We start from the raw sequence: 21,505 nt of genomic DNA, 5'->3' as shown, positions 1-21,505 counted from the left end.
CGCTCTTGTCCCCCCCTTACTAAGGGGGGTTAGGGGGGATCTCCGGGTTTAACAACAGGCATTAGGAGCGATCAACAGCAATTAAGGATCGACCCAGCGATCGTCCGATTTAATCAAATCAATCAATTCTGCCACGCCTCGGTCTTCCGGCACCTTCTTAATTTCTTCCCGGCCCCGGTACAGCGAAATATAACCCGGTTGCTTCCCGACGTAGCCGTAATCAGCATCAGCCATTTCTCCCGGGCCATTGACAATACAGCCCATTACTGCTATATCCAAACCCGTGAGATGCTTCGTCGCCTCTCTCACTTTGTGTAACACTTCCTCTAAATTAAACAAAGTGCGACCGCAGGAAGGACAAGCGACATACTCAACCATCGTTTTCCGCAGTCCCAAGGCTTGCAGAATGCTGTAGCAAACGGGAATCTCCTTTTCTGGGGCCTCTGTCAGCGAGACCCGGATGGTGTCGCCGATACCGTCAGCTAACAAAGGTGCCAGGCCTGCGGTGGATTTGATGCGGCCGTATTCGCCGTCTCCTGCTTCCGTGACGCCCAAATGCAGCGGGTAATCCATGCCGAGTTCGTCCATCCGGTGCACCATCAAGCGGTAAGCAGCCACCATCACAGGCGCGCGGGAGGCTTTCAGGGAAATTACGATATTTCGGAAGTCGAGGGATTCGCAAATTTTGATGAATTCCAGGGCCGATTCCACCATGCCTTCGGGCGTGTCGCCGTAGGTAAAAAGCATCCGTTCGGCGAGGGAACCGTGATTGACGCCGATTCGCAAAGCTTTGCCTTGGTCACGCAGGGAAATCACCAGAGGTTCGAGGGTTTCGCGGATTTTTTCGCCAATTTCCGCGAATTCGGCGTCGGTGTATTCGGTTCTGTCGGCTTTCGGCTTCTCGAACACGTAAAGTCCCGGATTGATTCTCACTTTGTCTACGTGTTTGGCGACTTCCAGGGCAATTTTCATGCCGTTGTGGTGGACATCGGCCACGAGGGGCACGGGTTGGTAGGTGGCGTGCAGTTTTTGCTTGATTTCCGCTAAAGCTTTGGCGTGGGCCATGCTGGGCACGGTGACGCGGACGATTTCGCAGCCAATCTCGTGCAAGCGCCGAATTCCGGCGACTGAACCGTCGATGTCGAGGGTGTCTTCGTTGATCATCGACTGTACGACGACGGGGTTGCCCCCGCCGATGGTGACGCTACCGACTTTGACTGGTCGGGTTTTGCGGCGTTTGATGGTGGTGTCGAAGGTTGGTTCGGTGGTGGGGGTTTTAGTGGGATTCGGCAGAGTTTGCATAACTGGTTGGTAGAGTTTTGTTACTAAGGTCTATAAAAATGTGTCTGCTGTTTTTCAGGTTGCCATAGAAAGGGTCTGTTTGGACAAACAGGTTTTACGATTTATGATTCTTAATGAGATTGCTGCGAATTTGTCGATCGAATTATGTCGGAAAAGGGCGATCGAACTAAAAGCCAACCATCACCGGGAAAGCGCCATGAAGTTGGGCCCGTGGAACTAAACCCAACTTAGAAAATACAGTTAAAATACAGGCTAGGCCGAGATAAAAATTAATATTGGTTGGCGGTGAGGAGAATGGTTTGGACACCGGGGCAGCGCTTAAATGGCGATCGGTATATCATTGAAGACAAGTTAGGTGAGGGTGGCTTTGGGGTCACGTACCTAGCGCACAAGGCGCAAAACAGGCAGCGGGTTGTCATCAAAACGCTGAAAGACGACTTATTGAGCCATCCAAATTTTTCCAGGTATCGGGACAAATTTCACGATGAGGCGCTACTACTAGCTGTGTGCAAGCATCCCAATATTGTGCAAATAGACACCTACTTCACTCACGATGATTTCCCTTGCATTGCGATGGAATATGTGGCAGGAGAAGATTTGTGGAAATGGGTGAAAAGGCGCGGTATTCTGTCAGAAACAGAAGCTTTAAACTACGTCCGTCAAGTAGGAGAAGCCGTAATAGTAGTTCACGACAAAGGTTTGCTCCATCGGGATATCAAGCCACAAAACATTATGGTGCGTGACAATCAATATGCAGTTTTGATTGACTTTGGTTTGGCGCGTGGTTTTATTCCCAATCGCACTCAGGAAATCACTGTTGAACTGACACAGGGTTTTGCTCCTCCTGAACAGTACGGCCGATTTGGAAAATTTGCTCAGTACACAGATGTTTATGCTCTGGCGGCAACGCTATACTATCTGCTAACGAAAACATCGCCAACTGGTGCGGACTTGAGAGGTTTGAAGCATCCTTTAAAGTCGCCTCTTCAGATTAATTCCTGCATCAGCGATGAAGTGAATGAGGCAATTCTTCAAGGGATGGAAATGGATGCGATAAAGCGCCCTCAGTCGGTTCAAGAATGGTTGGCTATGCTTCCCCAACCTCCTATTGGCAATGAGAGGCCAAAAGGGGTTGTTCGGCCAACGATTCCTAGCCCGCAGCCACCGCCACAACCTGTAAAATTGATTTCAGCAAAAGGAGTCGATTATCGTCAACTCGATCGGCTGTTGGCTAGCGGAAAATGGAAAGAAGCGGATCAGGAAACGATCAAAAAAATGCTGGAAGTAGCGGATAGAACAAGTGAAGGCTGGCTGAAGGAGGAATATCTCGATCAATTTCCCTGTGAGGACTTGCGAACGATAGACCAACTTTGGGTAAAAAACAGTAATGGACTTTTCGGCTTTTCGGTGCAGAAACGCATTTATCAAAGTCTGGGGGGGACCAGGAAATATGATAGAGAAATATGGGAAGCGTATGGCGATCGCGTAGGTTGGCGCGTTGGGAAAAGTGGTTGGTTAGATTATAATGATCTAAAATTCAACACCAAAGCACCAGAAGGACACCTCCCGGCCCGGAGAGGTTTTTTAGGTACACTGGTGTCGATGGGATGGCGGGGAAATATTTCTCTTCTCTCGCGTCGAGACTTGTAAAGTTTAACATCTAAGCGTTACAGGGTTTCGTGAAGATTTATTACAAAGGCATAAACCACGAAACCACGCCAGTTCTACGTTTCCGATACCTGGCACTCACCGGACTGGGCTAAAAGGCTACCAGCAACTTGTGGGTTGTAACAATTAGCGAAGATAAATTTTATGCCAAAGAATGAAAAACCTAACTAAATTAACCCAGCTTGAATTAGTGCTGCTGGAATTAGTAGCTAAAGGTCAAGGAAAGTGGAGTTGGTACGAACTCGCGAATGCACTTTCCCGTCGAGATGTACCGCGAGAACCTGACATGATGGTTGTCTTAAAAAAACTGGCTGCTGATGGCTTGGTTCAGCGATATATAGAAACAGGTTCACCTCGCGATAGATGGGAATTGACAACTGAGGGGACGATTTTGTTGACAGATGCAACTGCTTCTGAACTGACTACTTTATGCAAATATGTTGAAGTTTAACTTAGAAACACAATTTGTAGTTTGCATTGACAATCAAGACTATCAAGCATCCTTGGAAGTGCGAAAAATTTATCGAATCATACCCGATAATCGCGCTGCGGAACATCAATTTATCCGAGTTATTGATGAATCCGGCGAAGATTATTTGTATCCAGCCGCATATTTCGTGCCGATTGAATTGCCGAAAGCCGTAGAAGCAGTATTTGCATAGACAAAGGTTGTGTAGAGGCGGGTTCACCAACATCTATGTTGATAAACAGCAATCTCAATCAACCCGCCCCGCCCAATCTTGTATTACAATAAATCAACCTGAGTGTTAACATCGCAAATGTATGACAGCTAAAATACACATCAGCAAATTAGGTAATTCCTTGGCTTTGCCAATACCAGACTACATAGTAAAGTTTCTCAACCTTCAAGTCGAAGATTCAGTAATTTGCAGCATAGAAAATGGGAAACTGGTCATAGAGCTTGTAAATAATAAAATATCAAAGTATACCCTAGATGAATTATTGGCAGGCGAAATAGAATCTAGCGAAGAAGTCTCTTGGGGAAAACCAGAAGGAGAGGAAGTTTGGTAAACTATATCCCCGAACGAGGTCATTTTATTCGCCTCAATTTTGACCCTCAAGCAGGACACGAACAAATGGGGACTAGACCTGCACTGGTTGTGAGTCAAACTAAATTTAACCGAAAAATGGGGTTTGTGTTTGTTTGTCCCATCAGCAACACACAACGCAAAAATCCGTTTTATGTTCCCATTCCCGAAGGTGAAACGATAACAGGTGTAATTATGACGGATCAACTGCGTTATGCAAGATTATCGCGCAAGGCAGGCAAGTTTTCTTAGTGAATGTCGATCAGATATAATTGAGGAAGTTTTGAGGCGAATTCAACCTATTTTGTTTGAGAATATGACTGTTGATGAATAGTTAATCACATTATAAACTAGATTTGTAGTTGGCATTAAGCATCAAGAGTATCTAGAAATCTATCTCGCGGATGATGCGATCGCCCCTCCTCCCCAGCAAAACTAAAAAATGTACTGGCAAATCCCTTCACAGACCCAGGCTCAGCAGTTAAAGCATCTGAGGTTTTCCATTGGACGATCGCACAAACGCACCAACCACCGCAGCTAACAACCGCCGACCTCTAATTATCGCAGGAATTCTCCTCGGTATCGGTCAATCCGGCTTTTTTGACGGCATTGTGCTGCACCAACTCCTCCAGTGGCACCATATGTTTAGCAGCGTTAAAACCGATGCTACTGTTGCCGGTTTAGAATTAAATACCCTCGGAGATGGATTGTTTCACGCTGCGGATTGGTTGGTAACAGTAGCGGGAATCTTCTGTTTGTGGCGTGCTGTTAAGCGCAAAGATGTTCCTTTGTCAACTCAAACTTTTTTGGGTTCAATATTAATCGGTGCTGGATTGTTTGACTTTGTAGAAGGCATGGTTGACCATCAAATTTTGGGAATCCACCACGTCAAACCCGGTATCAACGAGTTAGCTTGGGATTTGGGATTTCTCGTCCTCGGTCTTATTTTAGCGCTGTTAGGTTGGATGCTGGTACAAAGTGAAGTTCCCGCAGATACTAAAGTTTAAATGAATCCAGAGATTAGGAATTATACCAAATCCGCAAAAATCCCTGACTGTCTTTTTAACTCATCACTTCATCCCGCCGCCGAATCCAACCACGCCATCAAATCCTCTTGACTCCTAAAATCCAACAAAGCCTCTCCTAAATCATCTAACTGTTCCCCAGATAACCCCTGGATGCGAGTTTGAACTTCCTGTGTAACCTCACCCACCCGCCGCACTATCTGACGCATAATTAATCCTATTTCCCCCTCAATTTTACCCCTTTCGATTCCCTGTTCGATTCCCTGTTCGATTCCTTGTTGTATTCCCTGTTCAATCCCCTGTTGTAGACCAATTTCTATCCCTTTCATCACAGACCCGATTTGGTCTTGGATAAACATTTCTCGCTTGTCTACATCATTCAATTCGTCAAGTGTCAAATTTGCTCGGTTGGCAATTCCCAGCGCGGTATTAATCTCTTCAATAGACCCCAATGTATCTGGTACTGCTTCCAAAGAGGGCGCGTTTTTCATAAAGTAGATCCATTTTTCCGGCAGGTTTTCGAGTTCATTTAATTCTTTTTTAAATTTCGGTAACTCGACAAACACTAATTTCAACTCGCAGTTGGGATAAACGAATTTCTCTTCGGTTTCTGTGAATTCAAAGTTAGAAATTAGTTTGCTAGTATTTTCAAATAAGATAAAGTCGGTGATGGTTAAAGCAATGACCGGATTTAACTTTAAATAACCTTCTCCAGCTTTGAGTTGAGTAGAATAGGTTTTGGCTGCATTGTATACTACCCGTTTTTCAAAGGCGGCGACGTTGAGTACCTGCATTTCAACAATCACGGTTTTGTTGCCGGTAATCTTGGCTTTGACATCCAGGTAAGTGTCTTTCAATCCTGTAACGCTGCCTGCTGAATAAGGGTCAATGATTTCTATTTCTTGGATTGTTGGTTCTCCGTTATACAGCATTGCATTTAGGAAGCTGATGAGAATTTCTGGATGTTCGGAAGAAGCGAATATTTTTTTGAATGCAAAGTCTGTTTTGGGGCTGATGAAACGCATATTATAGAAGGAAGAGGGAAGAGGGAAGAAGGAAAATGCAATATTTTAGGGATTTTTAGGTTGGTAGTTGCGCTTTAGCACGCTTAGCGCAACTACGAAGTTTTTCAATTATCAGCCTGTGCTTCAGTAGTAGTTGCAGGCGACATAACTAGCTTTCCAGTTATATCCATTGTTGCCAGTTTCAGCACTTCATTAAAAGCTAAACCCCGAATTTTGAGTTCCCACCGAATGCCTTTTGCTTTCATTCGCTTGGCTTTCCGCATATCGACATCACCAGCTTTTTGATGCAAGAGCAAATATTTCATTGCTGCTGTAGCTTCGACTTTGGTGGGAAATGCAATATAGGTGATAAATCCGCCGTCCCAATGATTGGCGTTGCGGACGCTGCTGATAGTAGCAACTCTCGGACTAAAGCGGTTCCAGTAAAAGTCGCTGTAGCCGATCGACTCTGTTTTTACTTGGAGTTGGTTTGCCATTTGACTTAACTCCTATAACCTTGTGTGCGGGGTTTGCAGTACCAATTTGCTGCTGTTACTATTATAGCAAATTATTTAGAAATTGGTAACTGTTGGCTGTTGGCTGTTGGCTGATGCCTAAAACCTCAATTCATATTCAGCAGTGACGCGGTTGTCTCCTTGAAAATTACTGGAACTCCTGAGTAAAAGTTTATCGCTCAATCGATAACGCACAGTAAATTCTGTCGGTTGATTTGCTGACAAAACTCGAATGATTGATGCTGAAATATTGCGCGTGATGTCAAACCCAACTTCTAAACCTAAACCGAGAGAACCCGCACCAGAACTGGAACTAGCACTTTGTGCTTCGTTGCCTCTAATCCGAGTGGGAAATAAGCGAAATTCGCTCAATCCTGTGGCGTTTGTAACCGCAGATTGAAGGTTGTTCAATAAACCCGCACCAGCTAAATTTGCGATCGCCAGTGTACTGTCTCCCTGTCCCAAAGTCTGCACGAAACTGCCGCCCAATAGCGCTACAATCTCTATTTCCGATCGACTCGGAGAACTCCTTAACTCCAGATTTTCCCCCAACTGAGAAGCCCTTCCCTGCACTAACGCTTGAACTCGGACACTCCGCACATTGCCGAAACTTGTCGGTTCGTCTGCTATTTCAGAAGCTACAGATGTGCCGGGACTGCGGAACCGCGTTACTTCCTGCACCGAAGTTGCTAATCTCACATCCAGCGTCGGATCGAGTCCTTGTCCTGGTACAAAGGTAGCAGTCTGCGGGTATCCTCGATCGAGTCTAAACTGCGTCGTAAACAAATTCACCGACCCCGAAGTCAACCGAATCGTACCCTCCGGGCGAAGGTCATCTAAAGTTCCATTCACCGTCAAGCCCCCAGTCGCCTGAAAACTCAATATCGGCGCACTCGTTACCCGAATTCCCCGGCCCAAATTCAGCCGCAAATCGTTCAATCCAACTTCAAAGGAAGGGGAAGGGGAAGGGGAAGGGGAAGGGGAAGGGGAAGCAGAAACATCAGTCGCAGGAGAAGCAGAAGATGTGGAATCAGAATCAGAATCAGAAGCAGAAGAGGAAGAAGCTAACTCAGTTCTGCCGCCGCCGGCACTGGGCAGAAATACTTCGCCGTCGTACAGTTCAATATTACCGCTCAACTGCGGACGCCTAGCCGTGCCCCTTGCCAGCACTTGACCGACTACGCCGCCGCTGTACAATCCTCTGAGGTTCACTGCCAACTTGTCTAAATTTACAGCCAAAGGATTATCCGCATCGACATCGCCCTCCGCAAACGGCACAGACAGCGGAATCACGCCAGCGGCGACAACTTCTCCCTGACTCAACTGTCCCCGAATTCCTTCTACCCGAATACGATCGCCCTCAAAGCGCACCGTCCCAGTCAGCCCTGTCAGCGGTTCTGGGAAGGCTTGCGCGCGGACAGTTGCATTTTCAAAATTTGCAATTCCTTGCGCTACAGGGTCTTGCAGCGTTCCTCCCACGCGAATTTGCACCTGTCCCTTGCCGCTGACCCACGCAACTTGCGGAGTCAATACATTAATAATTGCCAAACCTTCATTTTGCAAATTCGCCCTCAAATCAATTTGATTGCTGTCAGCCTTCACCGCTGCAAACGGCAACTCAAAAGGCAAACTTCCCTGCACTTCAATCGGTTCGGTTTGAGTTACCAAAGCGCTGCCGCCAAAATTCAGGCGGGCGTTGCTGTAACTGAAACTGCCGTCGGCTTGTTTAATCGGTTCTCCGTTTAACGTACCGTCAACCAAACTCAATTCCCCGGTGGCTTGCGGGTTTTCCAAACTGCCGGCCAAATTCGCCCGCAAATTCAAATTTCCCGTGACATCCACAAAAGGCAATTCCACCAGTTTTGCCAACTCTTCCACGGGCACATTTTCTACCCGCAACTGCCCGGATTGACCTTTTTGCCCGAGTTGTCCCGAAAAGCCGATCGCACTTTTGCCCGATCGAATTTCCAAAGGCAAAACAGTTAAAATTCCCTCCTGAAAACTGCCTTCAATGCTGAACTTTTCTGCGACATATTGTCCCCACTGCCAGTTATCGCCTTTCACGTTAAATTGAGCTTGCACGCCCGTTTGCAAAGAACCGGCGACAGCAATTTCCGCACCAAAAGTGCCTTGCAATTGGGATAAGGGAGGCAATTTTTCTGATGCTTCCACTGCTTGCTGCTGCTGCAAAAGTATTTCAATTTCTGCCAAACGGCGCAACTGTTCAATTAGCGGGGCTTCCGGTTCTCCCACTGCTACAGTTTGCACGTCGCCACTGTCACCGTAAACGGGAGGTTTTATACCTCTAGCCAAGTCGCCTAAATTGAAATATTGCAAAGCGGTTAAAACCTGCTGCAAATTGCCTTGCTGGACGTTAACTTTCCCGGCAAATTGCGGGTTGGCGCCTGTTTGAACATTGCCGGAAATTAAGTATTGACCGCTGCCTTGGCGGAATATGCCATTTGTGAGAGTAGCGCTGCCGTTAGCGTAACTGAATTCCGCTTGGAAACTGTCACCTTTAATGTAGCCGATCGCCGGTTGGGCGATCGCAATTTGTCCGGTTGCTTGTAAAGTCGCCGGATTTAACGGCATCTTCCAACCGGGCACATTCACTTGTCCCGAAACCGTGCCAGTTATCGGCCCCAAACCCGCCTCTTTCCCCGGTGATAAATTCAAAGCAGCGAGGGGAAAATCGCTTAAATTAACTCGCAAAGTTTCTCCCTCAGTTTGGCCGCTAGCCACAGATTCCCCGCGTTGAACTAAGAAAGATGTCGGCAGAAAAGATTGATTTAAAGCTACTTCGATTTTGTCGCTGGCGCCGGCCAAACGCAAATCTACACTTTTCCCAGCATCGGCATTCACAGTTCCCGCCAGTACCGGGTCAAAAGCGATTTGATTTACTGCTAAATCCCGCACTTCCACGTCGCCAACCAAGCTGAGGGCGGCAAGGGTTCCGGTGAGGCTGCCGGTAAAATCGACATTGCCGCGCAGGGGTGGGTTTTGCTGTGAGGAATTTTTGTCCGCAATTGTAGACAAAAATCCTAACTGTTCTGCTGGTAAGGCTTCCAGGTTAAAGTTGGCGAGTTTTACATCCAAATCTAAGTTGGAAATTGAGGGCCCTCCTTGACCTGCGAGTTCGACGTTAACAAAGCCATTGGCTGTCAAACCGGGAGTTGTGGCGTTCTCAATTTCCACCCGTTGGCCGTCCCAATTAAATACTGCCTCAAAAGGTTGTTTCAGAAACGGCAATTCCGAGATGCGGAAACTGCCGCCGGCGCGAACATTTTGTGGGGAAGCGGCAATCGGGCCGGATAAATTGATATTGCCGTTAAACAGTCCTGCAAGCTGGGGAAGATTTTGGGTACCGGAGACTACACCTCCGGTTTGCAAGCTTTGTCGCTGGGCTTCAAAGGCTTGCTGGAAGCGACTTAGAGCAATTTGCTCGCCCTCGATTGACGCGCGCCAATTCCCCGATGCGGCGCTGCCTTTAGCATTGACAATTCCTCCGCCGTTGGCGAGTCGAATTTGTCCGTCGCCGTTGGCGGTGATGCCGTTGGCGGTGAGATTGTCTACTGTTCCCAAAATGCGGACTTGGCCGTCGAGGGTTCCGTCAATTTCTGGCGGTAAATCCGCTGTCAGCAAACCTGTTTGTTTGAGGGTTTGTTCTAAATTACTGACGGCAATTCCGTTCGTTTCCAGCAATGCTTGCAAGTTGCCGTTTTCCAATTTTGCCGTAGTATCGATCGCCCCGAGTCGATCGACCAAAATCCGTCCTTCTCCGCTACCACTAATTCCCTTCGCTGTCAAGTTATCCAAACTGCCCGCTGCTTGGAATTCGCCGTTAACTCTGCCGTCAAATCCTTTAGGCAAAGTCGCCGTTAGTGGAAACAGTTGGAGATTGCGAACAGTTTGTTCTAAGCGGCTGAGAATAACTCGATCGGCATCGGCGAAAGCTTGCCAGCGTCTGTCTTCTAATTTACCTCTAAAAGCAACAGTACCGTCGCCTATATTGAGTTGGCCGCTGCTGTTTACAGAAATATCGGCGGCGGTTGAATTATCAAGATTGCCGCTGGCTTGAATTTGATTCGATATTTGTCCGTCAAGCGATTTGAAATTTTGGATTTTGGATTTTAGATTGTTGAGGTTGGCGACTGTTTGGGGATTGTCAGCAGTGAAAGCCAAGCCAACATCTAACAGCGGCAATCCTAAATCTACTAAGCGGCTGATGGAAGTGCGATCGGTTTCTGCCGTTCCCTGCCAATTTCCATCTGCCAATTCTCCTTTAAAATTCACATTGCTGTCGGCAAGATTGAGTCTGCCGTTGCCGCTGGCATTGATGCTGCTAGCAGTCAAATTGTCAAGACTTCCCGATGCTGTAAATTGACTCGATAGCAGTCCGTCAATCGATTTTAGATTTTGGATTTTGGATTTTAGATTGTTGAGATTGGCAGATTGCTGATTTTCGGGATTGAATGCTGAAGCCACATCTAAAATCGGCAGTGTCAAATCTACTAAGCGGTTGATGGAAGTGCGATCGGTTTGTGCTGTTGCTTGCCAGTTTCCCCCTACCAATTCTCCGTTTAAATTCACATTGCTGTCGGCAAAATTGAGCCTACCGTTGGCATTAACATTGAGTCCGCCGGCAGTCAAATCGTCAACATTTCCCGCGACTTGAAATTCACCTGCTAGCTGCCCGCCGAGCGATTTTAGATTTTGGATTTTGGATTTTAGATTGTCGAGATTGGCGGTCGTTTCCTGTGTTAAAAACGGCAATCCAATATCAATCAATTGATTGACAGCTACTTTTTCTGTGTTGCCAACAACTTGCCAGTTACCCGATTCTAGTTCGCCATTAACGTCAACAATACTGTCAGCAATATTCAGCGTTCCTTTGCCCGTCGCAGCGATCGCATTTAAACTCAAATCGTCCAGAGTTCCCGCAGCTTCGGCGGTTCCGCTGAACAAACCCGCCAGTTCAGGAGGCAAATTAAGGTCTGGCAGGACTTGCTGCAAACTGTTGAGATCCACGCGATCGCCCTCGATCATAGCTTGCCATTGACGGCCTGTTAACGCAGCATCCACGTTAACAGAAGCGTCGCCAATTTTCACAACCGTATTTTGCAAATCCGCCGAATTTCCTCCGGCTCGAATTTCGCCCGCAGCGGGGAAAGTCCCTTGCGGTGCTTGCCATTGAACTCTAGCTTGAATGTTATCTAACGGGCCGAAAATTTGAGCTTTTGCGGAGACATTGCCAATTGTAACAGTAGCAGGAATTGGGAGAGTGTAAATTTGGGCGAGATTATCTCCCGGCACGTTTTCAGCTTGGAAGTCAAACACCAAACCCGATCGCGAATTCTCACTTCCCAACCTGATATCGACTTCACCTTTACCGCCAATTTTACCACCCGCTGCCGGCACTACCAAAATATCGCTCAAAGTCAAAGCTAAAGAGGAAAACGGGGGAATAGAAGATTGAGAATTGGGAGTTGGGGTTTGAGCCATTCTCCCGCGTTCCAATTTGAAATTAGTGCTAATATTGTTTAATTGCAGTCGATCGACCGTAGCGGGTTTTGTCGAGGCGATCGTACCTGTCAGCACCGGCATTGCAACTGTTCCAGTCAGCTTGGCATCCGCCTTCACTTCCCCCGCCACAGCCACGGGTAATACTACTTTTTGCCCTAACTCTGTTTCCACCGTACTGACAACACTTGCCAAAGCAACTGGTTGCACGTTAGTTGTCAGATTGAAGCTAGCTTGTTGGAGATTAAAATTAGTTCCAGTGGCAACTGTTCCTGCTATTCTCAACGGAATTAAACCGTAATTAGCGGCCAGACTATCGACAATCAAATTAGTTCCCTGAAACCGCAACTGACCGCTGCTATTTTGTATGATTTGTTTCAGGGGAGAAATACTCGCTTGCACTCCTCCAAAACTAGCGGTTCCGGTAATTCCAGATAATTTATTGTCTCGCACTTGCACGGTCAAATTCCCATTAGCAAGACCTTTTTGTAAAGAAATGCCGGGAAGCTTCAGCAAGCGAGCGAGGTCGGGCAAAGGCAAATTTTGACCTTGCAACTGCACGTTAGTTTGAGCCGCAGGTAAGAAAGAATCCGCTTTTACTATAAAATTATCGCTGTTAGTAAACTGACCGTTGAGTTCGTAGAGAACGCGCTGATTTTTATCGCGAAATAGAGCACTGCCATTTTTCAAATTTACAGAAATCGGAGCCGAAGTTTTCTGCCCAACTGCGGGACTCGGCACCAAAACTGCGGCGACATTTTCAGCTCGAATTGCCTCAACTTCAGTTTTAAATAAACCCGGAGATTTTTGCTCTGCAGTTGGAATATTAACCCAGCGGCCTTGAGCATCCTGTTCGATATAAGCGTTGGGTTTAACTAAGGTAATATCTAATTTGAGAGTGCGGTTGAAAAGCAGTGGCCAGATTGAAAATTGCACTTCCACTGCTTCTGTAGAAGCGTAATCCGGATCGGTTGGAGTTGCAGGTAAAGTCGATCGGCCAAACCGCAAACTTGTCGGAGAAAATCTCTCCAAACGTCCGATTTGCACAGGCCGCTTCAGCAACTGACTGACTTCAGTTTCCACCAAAGGAGCTAACTTTTCCCGCACCCACGCCTGTGCTACGGCCACCCCAACCAAGCCGAGAATGGTCAATCCCGTACCGCTAAGCAGCAGCAGACGCCACCAGCGGCGGTGGGGACGGGGTGCGAGTTGATTTTTGTCGTCGTCCGAGTTAGTCATGGGTGTTTCTCAAAAATCAGAGAATTCAGGAATTAAGGGAATCAGCCGATTTTAGACAGTTATGATTTCTGTGATTCGCCAGGGTGGCTTCTGCCTTTGGTAGACTCAGAAGTGAGGTCGGAAGTGCCGATCGGGCGTTAGCGAAGCCCTTCTAGAGTATCGAAGGAAGGCTGATTCACGCCCCTACTCTAGGGTAGACTCCCGAAAGCTTTACCGAAAAATTGGGTTTAAAGCCCCGTCCTTCTAGGACGGCTTTCTCTTGAAATACTGTAGCTTAAGAAGCGATGCAACGTTTTTTAAGCTATAGTAAATAGAGGAGGTGATGCAAGTGTTTAGTCTGACATACGAATACAAACTCAAACCCACATCAGCGCAAGTTGCCCGATTTGAAGACTGGCTCGAACAATGTCGGCGCGTCTACAACTATGCATTAGCCGAACGCAAAGATTGGTTTAAATCTCGTAGCTGTCAGATAAATGCTTGTTCTCTCCAGTCCGAATACATCATTCCAGCAGAAACCAAACGCCCTACTTATGCCAGTCAATGCCAGACATTAACAGCCTATAGGAAAACTTCTGGCAACCTACAGCGAGTCCAATCTCAAGTTCTACAACAGACGCTTCGTCGGTTAGAACAAGCATTCGTCAGCATGTGGGAGCAAGGACATGGTTTCCCTCGATTCAAGAAGAGTGGAACCCTGCGCTCTTTCGTTTTTCCTCAAGTTGGGATAGATGCCGTAAGAGATGGCGCTATCAAGCTACCTGTAATTGGCTGGATCAAGTTTCGCCAATCGCGTTCTATTCCTGATGGCGCAAAGCTAAAACAGGTTCGGATAGTGAGACGTGCTAGCGGATGGTTTGCCATGTTGACATTGCAGTGGGATGTATCTGTTCCAGATGTCATGCCACATGGCGAAGCGCTTGGAGTAGACGTTGGAATCAGTCACTTGGCTGCGGTTTCTAACGGTAAGTTGTTCCCCAATCCCAGACCTTTCAAGAAGCTCGAACGCAAGCTTAGATTACTGCAACAGAGAGTATCGAGAAAAGTTAAGGGGTCGAATAACCGCAAGAAAGCGCAAGTTAAAGTCAGCAAACTGCACGAACGAATTGCAAATACTCGGAAAAACTACTACTGGCTCGTAGCTCACAATCTCTGCGATTGGGCGGGGATGATATTTGTGGAAGATTTGAAACTCAAAGGTCTAGTGCGAGGCTTCTTAGGGAAGCACTGCTTAGACGCTGGATGGGGACAATTTTTTCAAGTATTAGAGCAGTGCTGTCGCAAACGCGGAGTGTTCTTTCTTAAGGTTGACAGCAAGAAAACCAGTCAGATATGTCCTAACTGCTTAGTCGAGACGGGCAAGAAGCAGCTCTCCGAGCGTATTCATTCGTGCCAACATTGCGGCTATACGACGGATAGAGACGTTGCAGCCGCTCAAGTAGTTCTCATTCGAGGACTTGCAGCCGTGGGACACACGGTCAAGATGCTTTCTGAGGGTAAAGCGATTGCGCTCCCGGCGATGAAAGAATCCCCGTCCTTATAGGGCGGGGAGTGTCAACGAACTTAATCAAAACACGCAACACCACCTAAAACCAAGTCCTCCAACTCCCCCAAATCTTCTAGATTCCCGCGCCAGTACAGGATCGGTGGTCAATCTAAAATCAAAAATCTAAAATCCTCTAGATTCCCCCCCCCAGTGCAGGATCGGAGGTCAATCTAAAATCAAAAACCCAGTCGTCCACATCCCCCAAATCATTTCGATCCCGCCAGGGCAGGATCCCTCGTCAATCTAAAATCTAAAATCTAAAATCTAAAATCGGTTGCCCGATCGATCGTCAATCTAAAATCTAAAATCTAAAATCTAAAATCGACTGATTGGTTGCCCGATCGCTTCTAAGATAAAAAAACGGTGGTTAAGAAGGTCTTTAAAACTTATGCGAGTGTTCGTCTTACTCTTCAATGCCCGCACCGAGAATGAGGGAATTCATACCATTCAACTCGGCGATCGCAACAAAGTTCTGATGTTTGAGTCAGAAGACGACGCCACCCGCTTTGGCGTGATGTTGGAAGCTCAGGATTTCCCCGAGCCCACTGTTGAGGCGATCGACGATGAGGAAATTAAGGAGTTCTGCGACAGTGTTGATTATGATTGGGAACTTGTGCCCGCGGGCGCGCTGGCTATTCCGCCAGAAGACAATGTAACACAGACTCAGTGGCAACCGGAGTCCGATCCCGAACCCGAACCTGATTCTGAGGTTTCCCAAAACGAACTGGATTCTATTCGCCGCCGACTCGAAGGACTTTTGTAATAGTCATTAGTCATTAGTCATTAGTCAGCAGTTATTGGTAATGGGTAATGGGTAATGGGTAATTGCCTCTATCAAAGGAAGTAGATTTAGCCGATCGCCAGAACCCCAAATTTTGAGCCTTTGAGTCACGACTTCACCAAGCTCACCAGCGGGCCGGCAATGCGTACCCTATTGTGTGCACCTAATGACTGTTGAGTGTTGACTGTTGACTGTTGACTAATGACCAATGACTAATGACAATGACCAATGACTAATGACTAATAAAAAAACATGAAGAATTTGGAAGAACGGGGCCATCTGCTGACTGAACAGGTGAATACCAACAGCGAGAATTTAGACCAACTCAGTTCGATCGAATTAGTGGACTTGTTCAACCGGGAAGACGCCCAAACCTTAAGCGCGATCGCCCGTGCCCGCGAACAGTTAGCCCAAGCGATCGACATTGCAGCCGAATCTCTACGTCAAGGAGGTCGCCTGTTTTACGTCGGTGCGGGTACTTCCGGGCGTTTGGGGGTGCTGGATGCGGCCGAGTGTCCCCCCACCTTCTGCACGCCGCCAGAACTCGTACAGGGCATAATTGCCGGGGGTGCGGGGGCTTTGGTGCGGAGCTCGGAGGATTTAGAGGATCGGGCTGAGGATGGGGCTGAGGCGATCGCCCACCGTCAAATTACCAATTTAGATGTAGTTGTCGGGATTACGGCTGGAGGTACGACGCCGTTTGTTGCGGGCGCTTTGCAGGCGGCACGCCAGCGGGGGGCTAAGACTGTGTTTATGGCCTGCGTACCCGTCGAACAAGTCAATTTTGAGGCTGATGTTGATATTAGGTTGTTGGTTGGCCCGGAGGTAGTGGCGGGTTCGACGCGCTTGAAAGCCGGTACAGTCACAAAAATGGCTTTGAATATCATTTCGACTGGGGTAATGGTGAAGCTGGGGAAGGTTTACGGCAATCGAATGGTTGACGTGGCGGTGACTAATAAGAAATTGCGCGATCGGGCTGTGCGGATGTTGCAGGATTTGACTGATTTAAACCGGGAGGAGGCGGGTTTTTTGCTCGAAAAAAGTGGCAAGTCGGTTAAATTAGCTTTGATGATGCACTGGACTAATTTGGAGAAGGAAGAGTGCGATCGAATTTTGGGAGAGTTTCAAGGAAATTTGCGATCGGCTGTGGCATCAATTAGTCATTAGTCAGCAGTCATTAGTCAGCAGTCATTAGTCAGTAGTCAGTAGTCATTAGTCATTAGTCAGTTGTTATTGGTTATTGGTTATTGGTTATACAGCATATTCCATGTAGATGTAGAGAGCGAGAAACCGGGTTTCTTGAACAGAATCATTTTATAGGCGAGAACTGTAAAGAAACCCGGTTTCTGGGGTGTACTTCATAAACCTGGAATACGCTGTATCATGGACTGTTGCATCGGAATAATATATTTGGATGATATCAGTGCGAGCGTCTCGCGAGCGAGCGTCTCGCGAGCACTACATAATTCCGATGCTGCCGGATTTGATATTATTCCCCATTTCCCATTCAACTGTCAACTGTCATTTGCAATATCGATTCAAAAAATTGTGAAATCTCTTCAGTGGATCTGATGTGATAAACATTTTTGGTATTTTGAGCGCGATCGACATACTCGCGATATCTGGGAGTCAAATACTTGTGACACAACCAAAGAGCGCGGTAACTATTAATTGAACTCTTCAATATCGGACTGTTTTCAGGCCAGCCTTCTGGCGGTATAAAGCTACCTGAAATCAGCCGTTTAGTCACCCACCAAAAATGCACGTATAGCGGTAAATCGACAAAAACCAGACTATCCGCCTCATTGAGTCGCAGCCAGAGGGTTTCCCTGCAACCAAACCCGTCAATAATCCATCGATCGGTCGCCATAATTTTCTCGTGGGTATGCTTGTATTCTTCATTTGGAACCTCAGCGCCCCCAGATTGATATTGAATCTTATCCAAGATGTAAAGTGGCAAACCAGTGATTTCCGATAATCTCTTGCTGAGAGTTGATTTACCGCCTCCAGCGTTACCAAACACGGCTACTTTTTTCATAATTTCCTTTTGAGTAATTTAGTTATTAGTCATTAGTCATTAGTTATTAGTAGCAGACTAAAAGCTGAAGGTCAATCTAATTTGGAGCTTTCAAAAATTAATTTCGGTGATTTGTGGCGCGGATCACTGACGTTTATGAAAAAGGCGATTAGGGTCAGTATATATATTTGTTGTTTGGCGATCGCTTGGATATTTTATCAGACAAGTGATCGCGGCCGGGTATTGTCGATCAATTTGTAAAATATCGGTCAAATCTAAGGCGATCGCTCCTTAGTTAAAAAAGCCGTTTCTGAAGCCAACGCACCTAGTACCAGACTGCTGGATACTTTACCCACTTAGAAATTTCAAACCAAGTCCTATGCAACCAAAGCCTAACCTTAACCTATACTCATCTTTGGGGGGTCTCCCCTGGCTGAAAAAAAGCTACACTGCCAAAATTATGGTGGTTGCATTTTTAGGCACGCACGTTCCTTTGCTAACCTTAATGGTCTGGTTTCTTACCTCAAACGCTTACTCTGTAGAGACATCAGTCCGGGTTCTGCTGGTTGCTCTGCTGGCGACATTAGCGGGTACGGCAGCAACGCTTTATACGCTGCGCTACCTCCTTCTGCCGATAATCTTAACCTCGGAGGCTCTACAAAACTACCTCGATACAAAAACATTGCCGAACTTACCCACAGAGTTTGCTGATGAAGTCGGTACGCTGATGGCAAATTCCTCACAAACGCTTTACAAACTAGATGAATTGATTCATTACATTACCCACTACGATGAACTGACTGGATTGCCCAATCGTGACTTATTCTGCGATCGCCTGAATCAAACCCGATCCCAAAATCACTCACCTTTGGTCGCAGTGCTGGTATTGGGTATCGACGATTTCACGGGGATGCGCCATGCGTTGGAGCCTGGGATATCCGACTTACTAATTAGAGCCGTTTCCCAGCGGGTGGTACAGTGCATGGATCGGTCAGATGTCTTGGCGCGTTTGGGCGACGGTGAGTTTGCGATCGCTCGCAGCGAAATCCCCTCGCTGGAGAGTGTGGTCAAGCTATCCCAACTGCTGCTGAGTACGCTGGCAAAACCTTTCTCTGTAGAGGGCAACCAGATCCACCTCACCGCCAGTCTTGGCATTACATTGAACCATCTAGAAAATACCAATTCTGCAGAGCAACTTCTTCAGCAAGCTGGCTTCGCACTCCATCAGGCAAAGCAGCAAGGGCGGAGTCAATATCAGTTTTATTCACCAGAAATGAACCTTCAGTTACAGGAGCGACTGGCCCTAGAAAATAACCTGCGCGGAGCGCTGGAACGTAACGAACTGCTGGTTTACTATCAACCGCTGATCGACCTGCACAGCGGAAAGGTGACAGCAACGGAGGCGCTGGTTCGCTGGCAGCATTCTACAGAGGGTTTGGTCTCTCCGGTAAAATTTATTCCGATCGCCGAAGCCAATGGCGAGATCGTGCCCATTGGTGAATGGATCTTGCGAACGGCTTGCGCTCAAACCCGTCGCTGGCAACTGGCTGGGCTGCCAGCGCTGCGGATTTCGGTGAATCTGTCGGCTCGACAATTTGAGCAGGCGAATCTGGTTGAGATGGTTTGCCAAATTTTGGCCGAGACGGAACTCGAAGCTGCGTATTTAGAACTGGAAGTGACTGAAACTGCCTTGATGACTGACATTGAGCGATCGGTCAAAATCTTAACGCAACTGCGAGAACTTGGCGTGTCCCTCGCCCTAGACGACTTTGGCACAGGTTATTCTTCCCTCAACTACCTGCAACGGTTTCCGGTTAATATGCTCAAGATCGATCGATCGTTTGTCAACGATATACTGTCTAACCCGGACAGCGCCACCATTACCGATGCGATCATTGCTCTGGCAAAAAGTCTGCGATTAACGATCACCGCAGAAGGCATTGAAACCAAGGAGCAGCGTGACTACCTGCAAGCGCGAGGCTGCCATGAAGGTCAAGGGTTTTACTTCAGCCGCCCTGCTAACGCTGATACAATCACCAAACTGCTAAACGAGTCGTTTCAGTCTGAGGCAGCATCTCTCGCTCTTGCCAGCCACATTTAAGCTGAACCATTGGCTTTCACTGGTAATGCGATCGTAAAGCGCTCTCGTTTTTAGATTCCTGACTTCTCCAAGAAGTCGGGAATCTCGATATGCTGTTTTTTAGGCGTTAACAAAAACAGAAGATGTAAGCTGACTTTGACTGACACCCTGCACGATTCCTAAATAATTACTACCAGACTTAATCGCCGTAGAAGCGATGCTTGCGCCTCCATCCAACTGCAAACTCACAGATTCAAAAGTCAAGTTTGGAAATCCCATACCGTCAGTCAAACCAATTCTATCTCCGATCGCAAAATCGGTAATCACATCTGCACTAATTAAAGTAGCCGAAGCAGACAAACCTCCTGCTAAAATAAACGTATCATTTCCAGCGCCGCCCGTCAGAATATCTTGCCCGCGATCGCCTGCCAACAAATCATCGCCGTTACCGCCAATCAAGACATCATCTTCTTTGCCGCCGCGAATAGTATCGTTACCGTCCGATCCGATTAGTCGATCGTTATCGTTGTTGCCGCTGATAAAATCATTGCCAACACCGCCATCAATTACATCGGATTCTTTGCCGCCGGATAAGCTGTCATTGCCTCCTGCGCCATTAATTGTATCCGCACCTTGCATTCCATTAATGCTATCAGCACCTTCTCCCCCCGTGATATTGTCTTTGCCGGAAAGGGCAAAAATTGGCAATCCCGCAGCATTTGTCGGTATTTGACTATCGGCACTATCTGATAGGAAATAATTGCCGTCGCTAGCTGTATTTTTGGGTGCTGTCGTCGGGCTGCCGTCCCCTATAGCATTGGGTATTGGCGAAGTAATCGATACCAATGTGTTGGGAGTTGGTGTGGGAGTTGGTGTTGGTGTCGGTGTGGGAGTTGGTGCGGGATTGACACTACCGTCAAGAGAAGTCGCAAAAACTTGCGTCCAATAGTGATTCCAATTTTCTGTACCAGTATCGTTGGCTAAGAAATAGTAACCAATCCCAATTTCTTTGAGATTGGGGTTAAGAATGTTAGTGCGATGGCCGCTGCTGTTCATCCACGATGATACAACTTGTTCGGGTGTAGAAGATCCAGCAGCGATGTTTTCTGCCGCCGCTGAGAATTGATAGCCCGTGGTAGTAATGCGACTGGTGAATGACGAACCATCTTTGCCTGTATGCGAAAAGAAGTCTTGCAGTGCCATGTTTTGGCTGTGATTTTCCGCCGCATTTAGTAACTGAGTATTTAAAGTTAGCGGGGACAAACCTAATTTACTGCGTTCTAGGTTGGTAAGTTCTAAAACTCTATAAATAAAGTTTTGATTGGTTGGAGTTGGTGCGACTTGAGAGGCAGATCGCTCTCCTGCTAAAATGTCCGAGGACTGAGAACCTGAATTTTGTAGTTGTTCAAGCATGGGGATGATCAAGAGTTTTAAGACTTGGCTTTGCTGGTAGATGGCTTACCGTCTTAACGATAGTTTCCCCGATCGCTAGCTGGTTGGGTACAATTTAATAATTGTGTTAATCCCTGCCGCTGCTTTATCTATTTTAATTATAGCTTTTGTCAAAGTGGGGATGTCAAGAGGCAGACTCTGGTTGGGAAAGGGAAAAGTGCGATCGACTTTGAGGAGAGTTTTCAAGGAATTCGCGATCGCCCGTGGCATCAATACAATTTTAGATTTTAGATTTTAGATTTTAGATTGGAGATTTTAGATTTTTCCTGATTAGTAAGGTTTGGGCTACGCACCCAGCCCGCTGGCT

The 21,505-nt window shown here is 47.1% G+C and carries 17 protein-coding genes; 11 read left to right on the top strand and 6 right to left on the bottom strand.

Features of this window, described 5'->3' with window-relative positions; translation table 11 throughout:
- Window positions 1–81: 81 nt before the first annotated feature.
- Window positions 82–1,302, bottom strand: coding sequence for a (E)-4-hydroxy-3-methylbut-2-enyl-diphosphate synthase (ispG, locus tag QUA43_RS21970; RefSeq protein ID WP_333376476.1), 1,221 nt, complete (start codon window positions 1,300–1,302; stop codon window positions 82–84).
- Between the two features lie 294 nt (window positions 1,303–1,596).
- Here ispG and QUA43_RS21965 point away from each other — a divergent pair, with 294 nt between their 5' ends.
- The 6 genes from QUA43_RS21965 (at window position 1,597) to QUA43_RS21940 (ending at window position 5,026) form a co-directional block, all read left to right on the top strand.
- A complete protein-coding gene (locus tag QUA43_RS21965; protein WP_333376474.1) occupies window positions 1,597–2,952 on the top strand; it encodes a serine/threonine-protein kinase in 1,356 nt (451 codons plus the stop codon).
- 172 nt (window positions 2,953–3,124) lie between these two features.
- Entirely contained in the window at window positions 3,125–3,421 is a 297-nt protein-coding gene (locus QUA43_RS21960) for a hypothetical protein (RefSeq protein WP_333376472.1), read from the top strand.
- Window positions 3,408–3,632 (top strand): hypothetical protein, encoded by a 225-nt coding sequence (locus tag QUA43_RS21955; RefSeq protein ID WP_333376471.1) that lies wholly within the window; start codon window positions 3,408–3,410, stop codon window positions 3,630–3,632. Before QUA43_RS21960 ends, QUA43_RS21955 begins: the two co-directional genes overlap by 14 nt.
- A gap of 121 nt (window positions 3,633–3,753) precedes the next feature.
- Window positions 3,754–4,002 carry a hypothetical protein gene (locus tag QUA43_RS21950; protein ID WP_333376469.1) on the top strand — a complete coding sequence of 83 codons (249 nt, stop codon included), beginning with the start codon at window positions 3,754–3,756 and terminating at the stop codon, window positions 4,000–4,002.
- A complete protein-coding gene (locus QUA43_RS21945) occupies window positions 3,996–4,271 on the top strand; it encodes a type II toxin-antitoxin system PemK/MazF family toxin (protein WP_333376467.1) in 276 nt (91 codons plus the stop codon). The genes QUA43_RS21950 and QUA43_RS21945 overlap by 7 nt, the downstream gene beginning before the upstream one ends.
- A 251-nt stretch (window positions 4,272–4,522) precedes the next feature.
- Window positions 4,523–5,026, top strand: a complete 504-nt coding sequence (locus tag QUA43_RS21940; RefSeq protein ID WP_333376466.1) for a DUF2243 domain-containing protein — start codon at window positions 4,523–4,525, stop codon at window positions 5,024–5,026.
- A 68-nt stretch (window positions 5,027–5,094) separates the two neighbouring features.
- Here the strand turns inward: QUA43_RS21940 and QUA43_RS21935 are convergent, their stop codons facing one another.
- The 3 genes from QUA43_RS21935 to QUA43_RS21925 form a co-directional block, all read right to left on the bottom strand.
- On the bottom strand, window positions 5,095–6,069 hold the full coding sequence (locus QUA43_RS21935) for an Rpn family recombination-promoting nuclease/putative transposase (RefSeq protein ID WP_333376465.1): 975 nt from the start codon (window positions 6,067–6,069) through the stop codon (window positions 5,095–5,097).
- 104 nt (window positions 6,070–6,173) lie between these two features.
- Window positions 6,174–6,545 (bottom strand): hypothetical protein, encoded by a 372-nt coding sequence (locus QUA43_RS21930; RefSeq protein ID WP_333376463.1) that lies wholly within the window; start codon window positions 6,543–6,545, stop codon window positions 6,174–6,176.
- A 117-nt stretch (window positions 6,546–6,662) separates the two neighbouring features.
- Window positions 6,663–13,322, bottom strand: a complete 6,660-nt coding sequence (locus tag QUA43_RS21925) for a translocation/assembly module TamB domain-containing protein (protein ID WP_333376461.1) — start codon at window positions 13,320–13,322, stop codon at window positions 6,663–6,665.
- Between the two features lie 328 nt (window positions 13,323–13,650).
- On the opposite strand from QUA43_RS21925, the gene QUA43_RS21920 reads away from it, so the two are divergent.
- The 3 genes from QUA43_RS21920 to murQ all read left to right on the top strand — a co-directional run bounded on the left by QUA43_RS21920 (window position 13,651) and on the right by murQ (window position 16,816).
- A complete protein-coding gene (locus QUA43_RS21920; RefSeq protein WP_333376459.1) occupies window positions 13,651–14,865 on the top strand; it encodes a transposase in 1,215 nt (404 codons plus the stop codon).
- A 391-nt stretch (window positions 14,866–15,256) separates the two neighbouring features.
- On the top strand, window positions 15,257–15,631 hold the full coding sequence (locus QUA43_RS21915) for a DUF3110 domain-containing protein (protein ID WP_333376457.1): 375 nt from the start codon (window positions 15,257–15,259) through the stop codon (window positions 15,629–15,631).
- A 270-nt stretch (window positions 15,632–15,901) separates the two neighbouring features.
- Window positions 15,902–16,816 carry an N-acetylmuramic acid 6-phosphate etherase gene (murQ, locus tag QUA43_RS21910; protein WP_333376455.1) on the top strand — a complete coding sequence of 305 codons (915 nt, stop codon included), beginning with the start codon at window positions 15,902–15,904 and terminating at the stop codon, window positions 16,814–16,816.
- Between the two features lie 340 nt (window positions 16,817–17,156).
- On the opposite strand, the gene QUA43_RS21905 is transcribed toward murQ, so the two are convergent.
- Complete coding sequence (locus tag QUA43_RS21905) at window positions 17,157–17,687, bottom strand: adenylate kinase (protein ID WP_333376454.1); 531 nt, start codon at window positions 17,685–17,687, stop codon at window positions 17,157–17,159.
- A gap of 439 nt (window positions 17,688–18,126) precedes the next feature.
- On the opposite strand from QUA43_RS21905, the gene QUA43_RS21900 reads away from it, so the two are divergent.
- Complete coding sequence (locus QUA43_RS21900) at window positions 18,127–19,767, top strand: bifunctional diguanylate cyclase/phosphodiesterase (protein WP_333376452.1); 1,641 nt, start codon at window positions 18,127–18,129, stop codon at window positions 19,765–19,767.
- 99 nt (window positions 19,768–19,866) lie between these two features.
- On the opposite strand, the gene QUA43_RS21895 is transcribed toward QUA43_RS21900, so the two are convergent.
- Complete coding sequence (locus QUA43_RS21895) at window positions 19,867–21,159, bottom strand: CAP domain-containing protein (protein WP_333376450.1); 1,293 nt, start codon at window positions 21,157–21,159, stop codon at window positions 19,867–19,869.
- Window positions 21,160–21,262: 103 nt separating this feature from the next.
- Here QUA43_RS21895 and QUA43_RS21890 point away from each other — a divergent pair, with 103 nt between their 5' ends.
- Entirely contained in the window at window positions 21,263–21,436 is a 174-nt protein-coding gene (locus tag QUA43_RS21890) for a hypothetical protein (protein ID WP_333376448.1), read from the top strand.
- The last annotated feature ends 69 nt before the right edge of the window (window positions 21,437–21,505 follow it).

Source organism: Microcoleus sp. N9_B4 (assembly GCF_036701635.1).
Lineage (GTDB): Bacteria > Cyanobacteriota > Cyanobacteriia > Cyanobacteriales > Microcoleaceae > Microcoleus.
This window is presented reverse-complemented; position numbering and strand designations above follow the sequence as displayed.

Bases quoted from the DNA above. Each gene is read 5' to 3' on its own strand.
- QUA43_RS21895 (WP_333376450.1), bottom strand. From the start codon at position 21,159: ATGCTTGAACAACTACAAAATTCAGGTTCTCAGTCCTCGGACATTTTA.
- murQ (WP_333376455.1), top strand. From the start codon at position 15,902: ATGAAGAATTTGGAAGAACGGGGCCATCTGCTGACTGAACAGGTGAAT.
- QUA43_RS21900 (WP_333376452.1), top strand. From the start codon at position 18,127: ATGGTGGTTGCATTTTTAGGCACGCACGTTCCTTTGCTAACCTTAATG.
- ispG (WP_333376476.1), bottom strand. From the start codon at position 1,302: ATGCAAACTCTGCCGAATCCCACTAAAACCCCCACCACCGAACCAACC.
- QUA43_RS21960 (WP_333376472.1), top strand. From the start codon at position 3,125: ATGAAAAACCTAACTAAATTAACCCAGCTTGAATTAGTGCTGCTGGAA.
- QUA43_RS21925 (WP_333376461.1), bottom strand. From the start codon at position 13,322: ATGACTAACTCGGACGACGACAAAAATCAACTCGCACCCCGTCCCCAC.
- QUA43_RS21965 (WP_333376474.1), top strand. From the start codon at position 1,597: ATGGTTTGGACACCGGGGCAGCGCTTAAATGGCGATCGGTATATCATT.
- QUA43_RS21935 (WP_333376465.1), bottom strand. From the start codon at position 6,069: ATGCGTTTCATCAGCCCCAAAACAGACTTTGCATTCAAAAAAATATTC.
- QUA43_RS21915 (WP_333376457.1), top strand. From the start codon at position 15,257: ATGCGAGTGTTCGTCTTACTCTTCAATGCCCGCACCGAGAATGAGGGA.
- QUA43_RS21930 (WP_333376463.1), bottom strand. From the start codon at position 6,545: ATGGCAAACCAACTCCAAGTAAAAACAGAGTCGATCGGCTACAGCGAC.
- QUA43_RS21950 (WP_333376469.1), top strand. From the start codon at position 3,754: ATGACAGCTAAAATACACATCAGCAAATTAGGTAATTCCTTGGCTTTG.
- QUA43_RS21955 (WP_333376471.1), top strand. From the start codon at position 3,408: ATGTTGAAGTTTAACTTAGAAACACAATTTGTAGTTTGCATTGACAAT.
- QUA43_RS21905 (WP_333376454.1), bottom strand. From the start codon at position 17,687: ATGAAAAAAGTAGCCGTGTTTGGTAACGCTGGAGGCGGTAAATCAACT.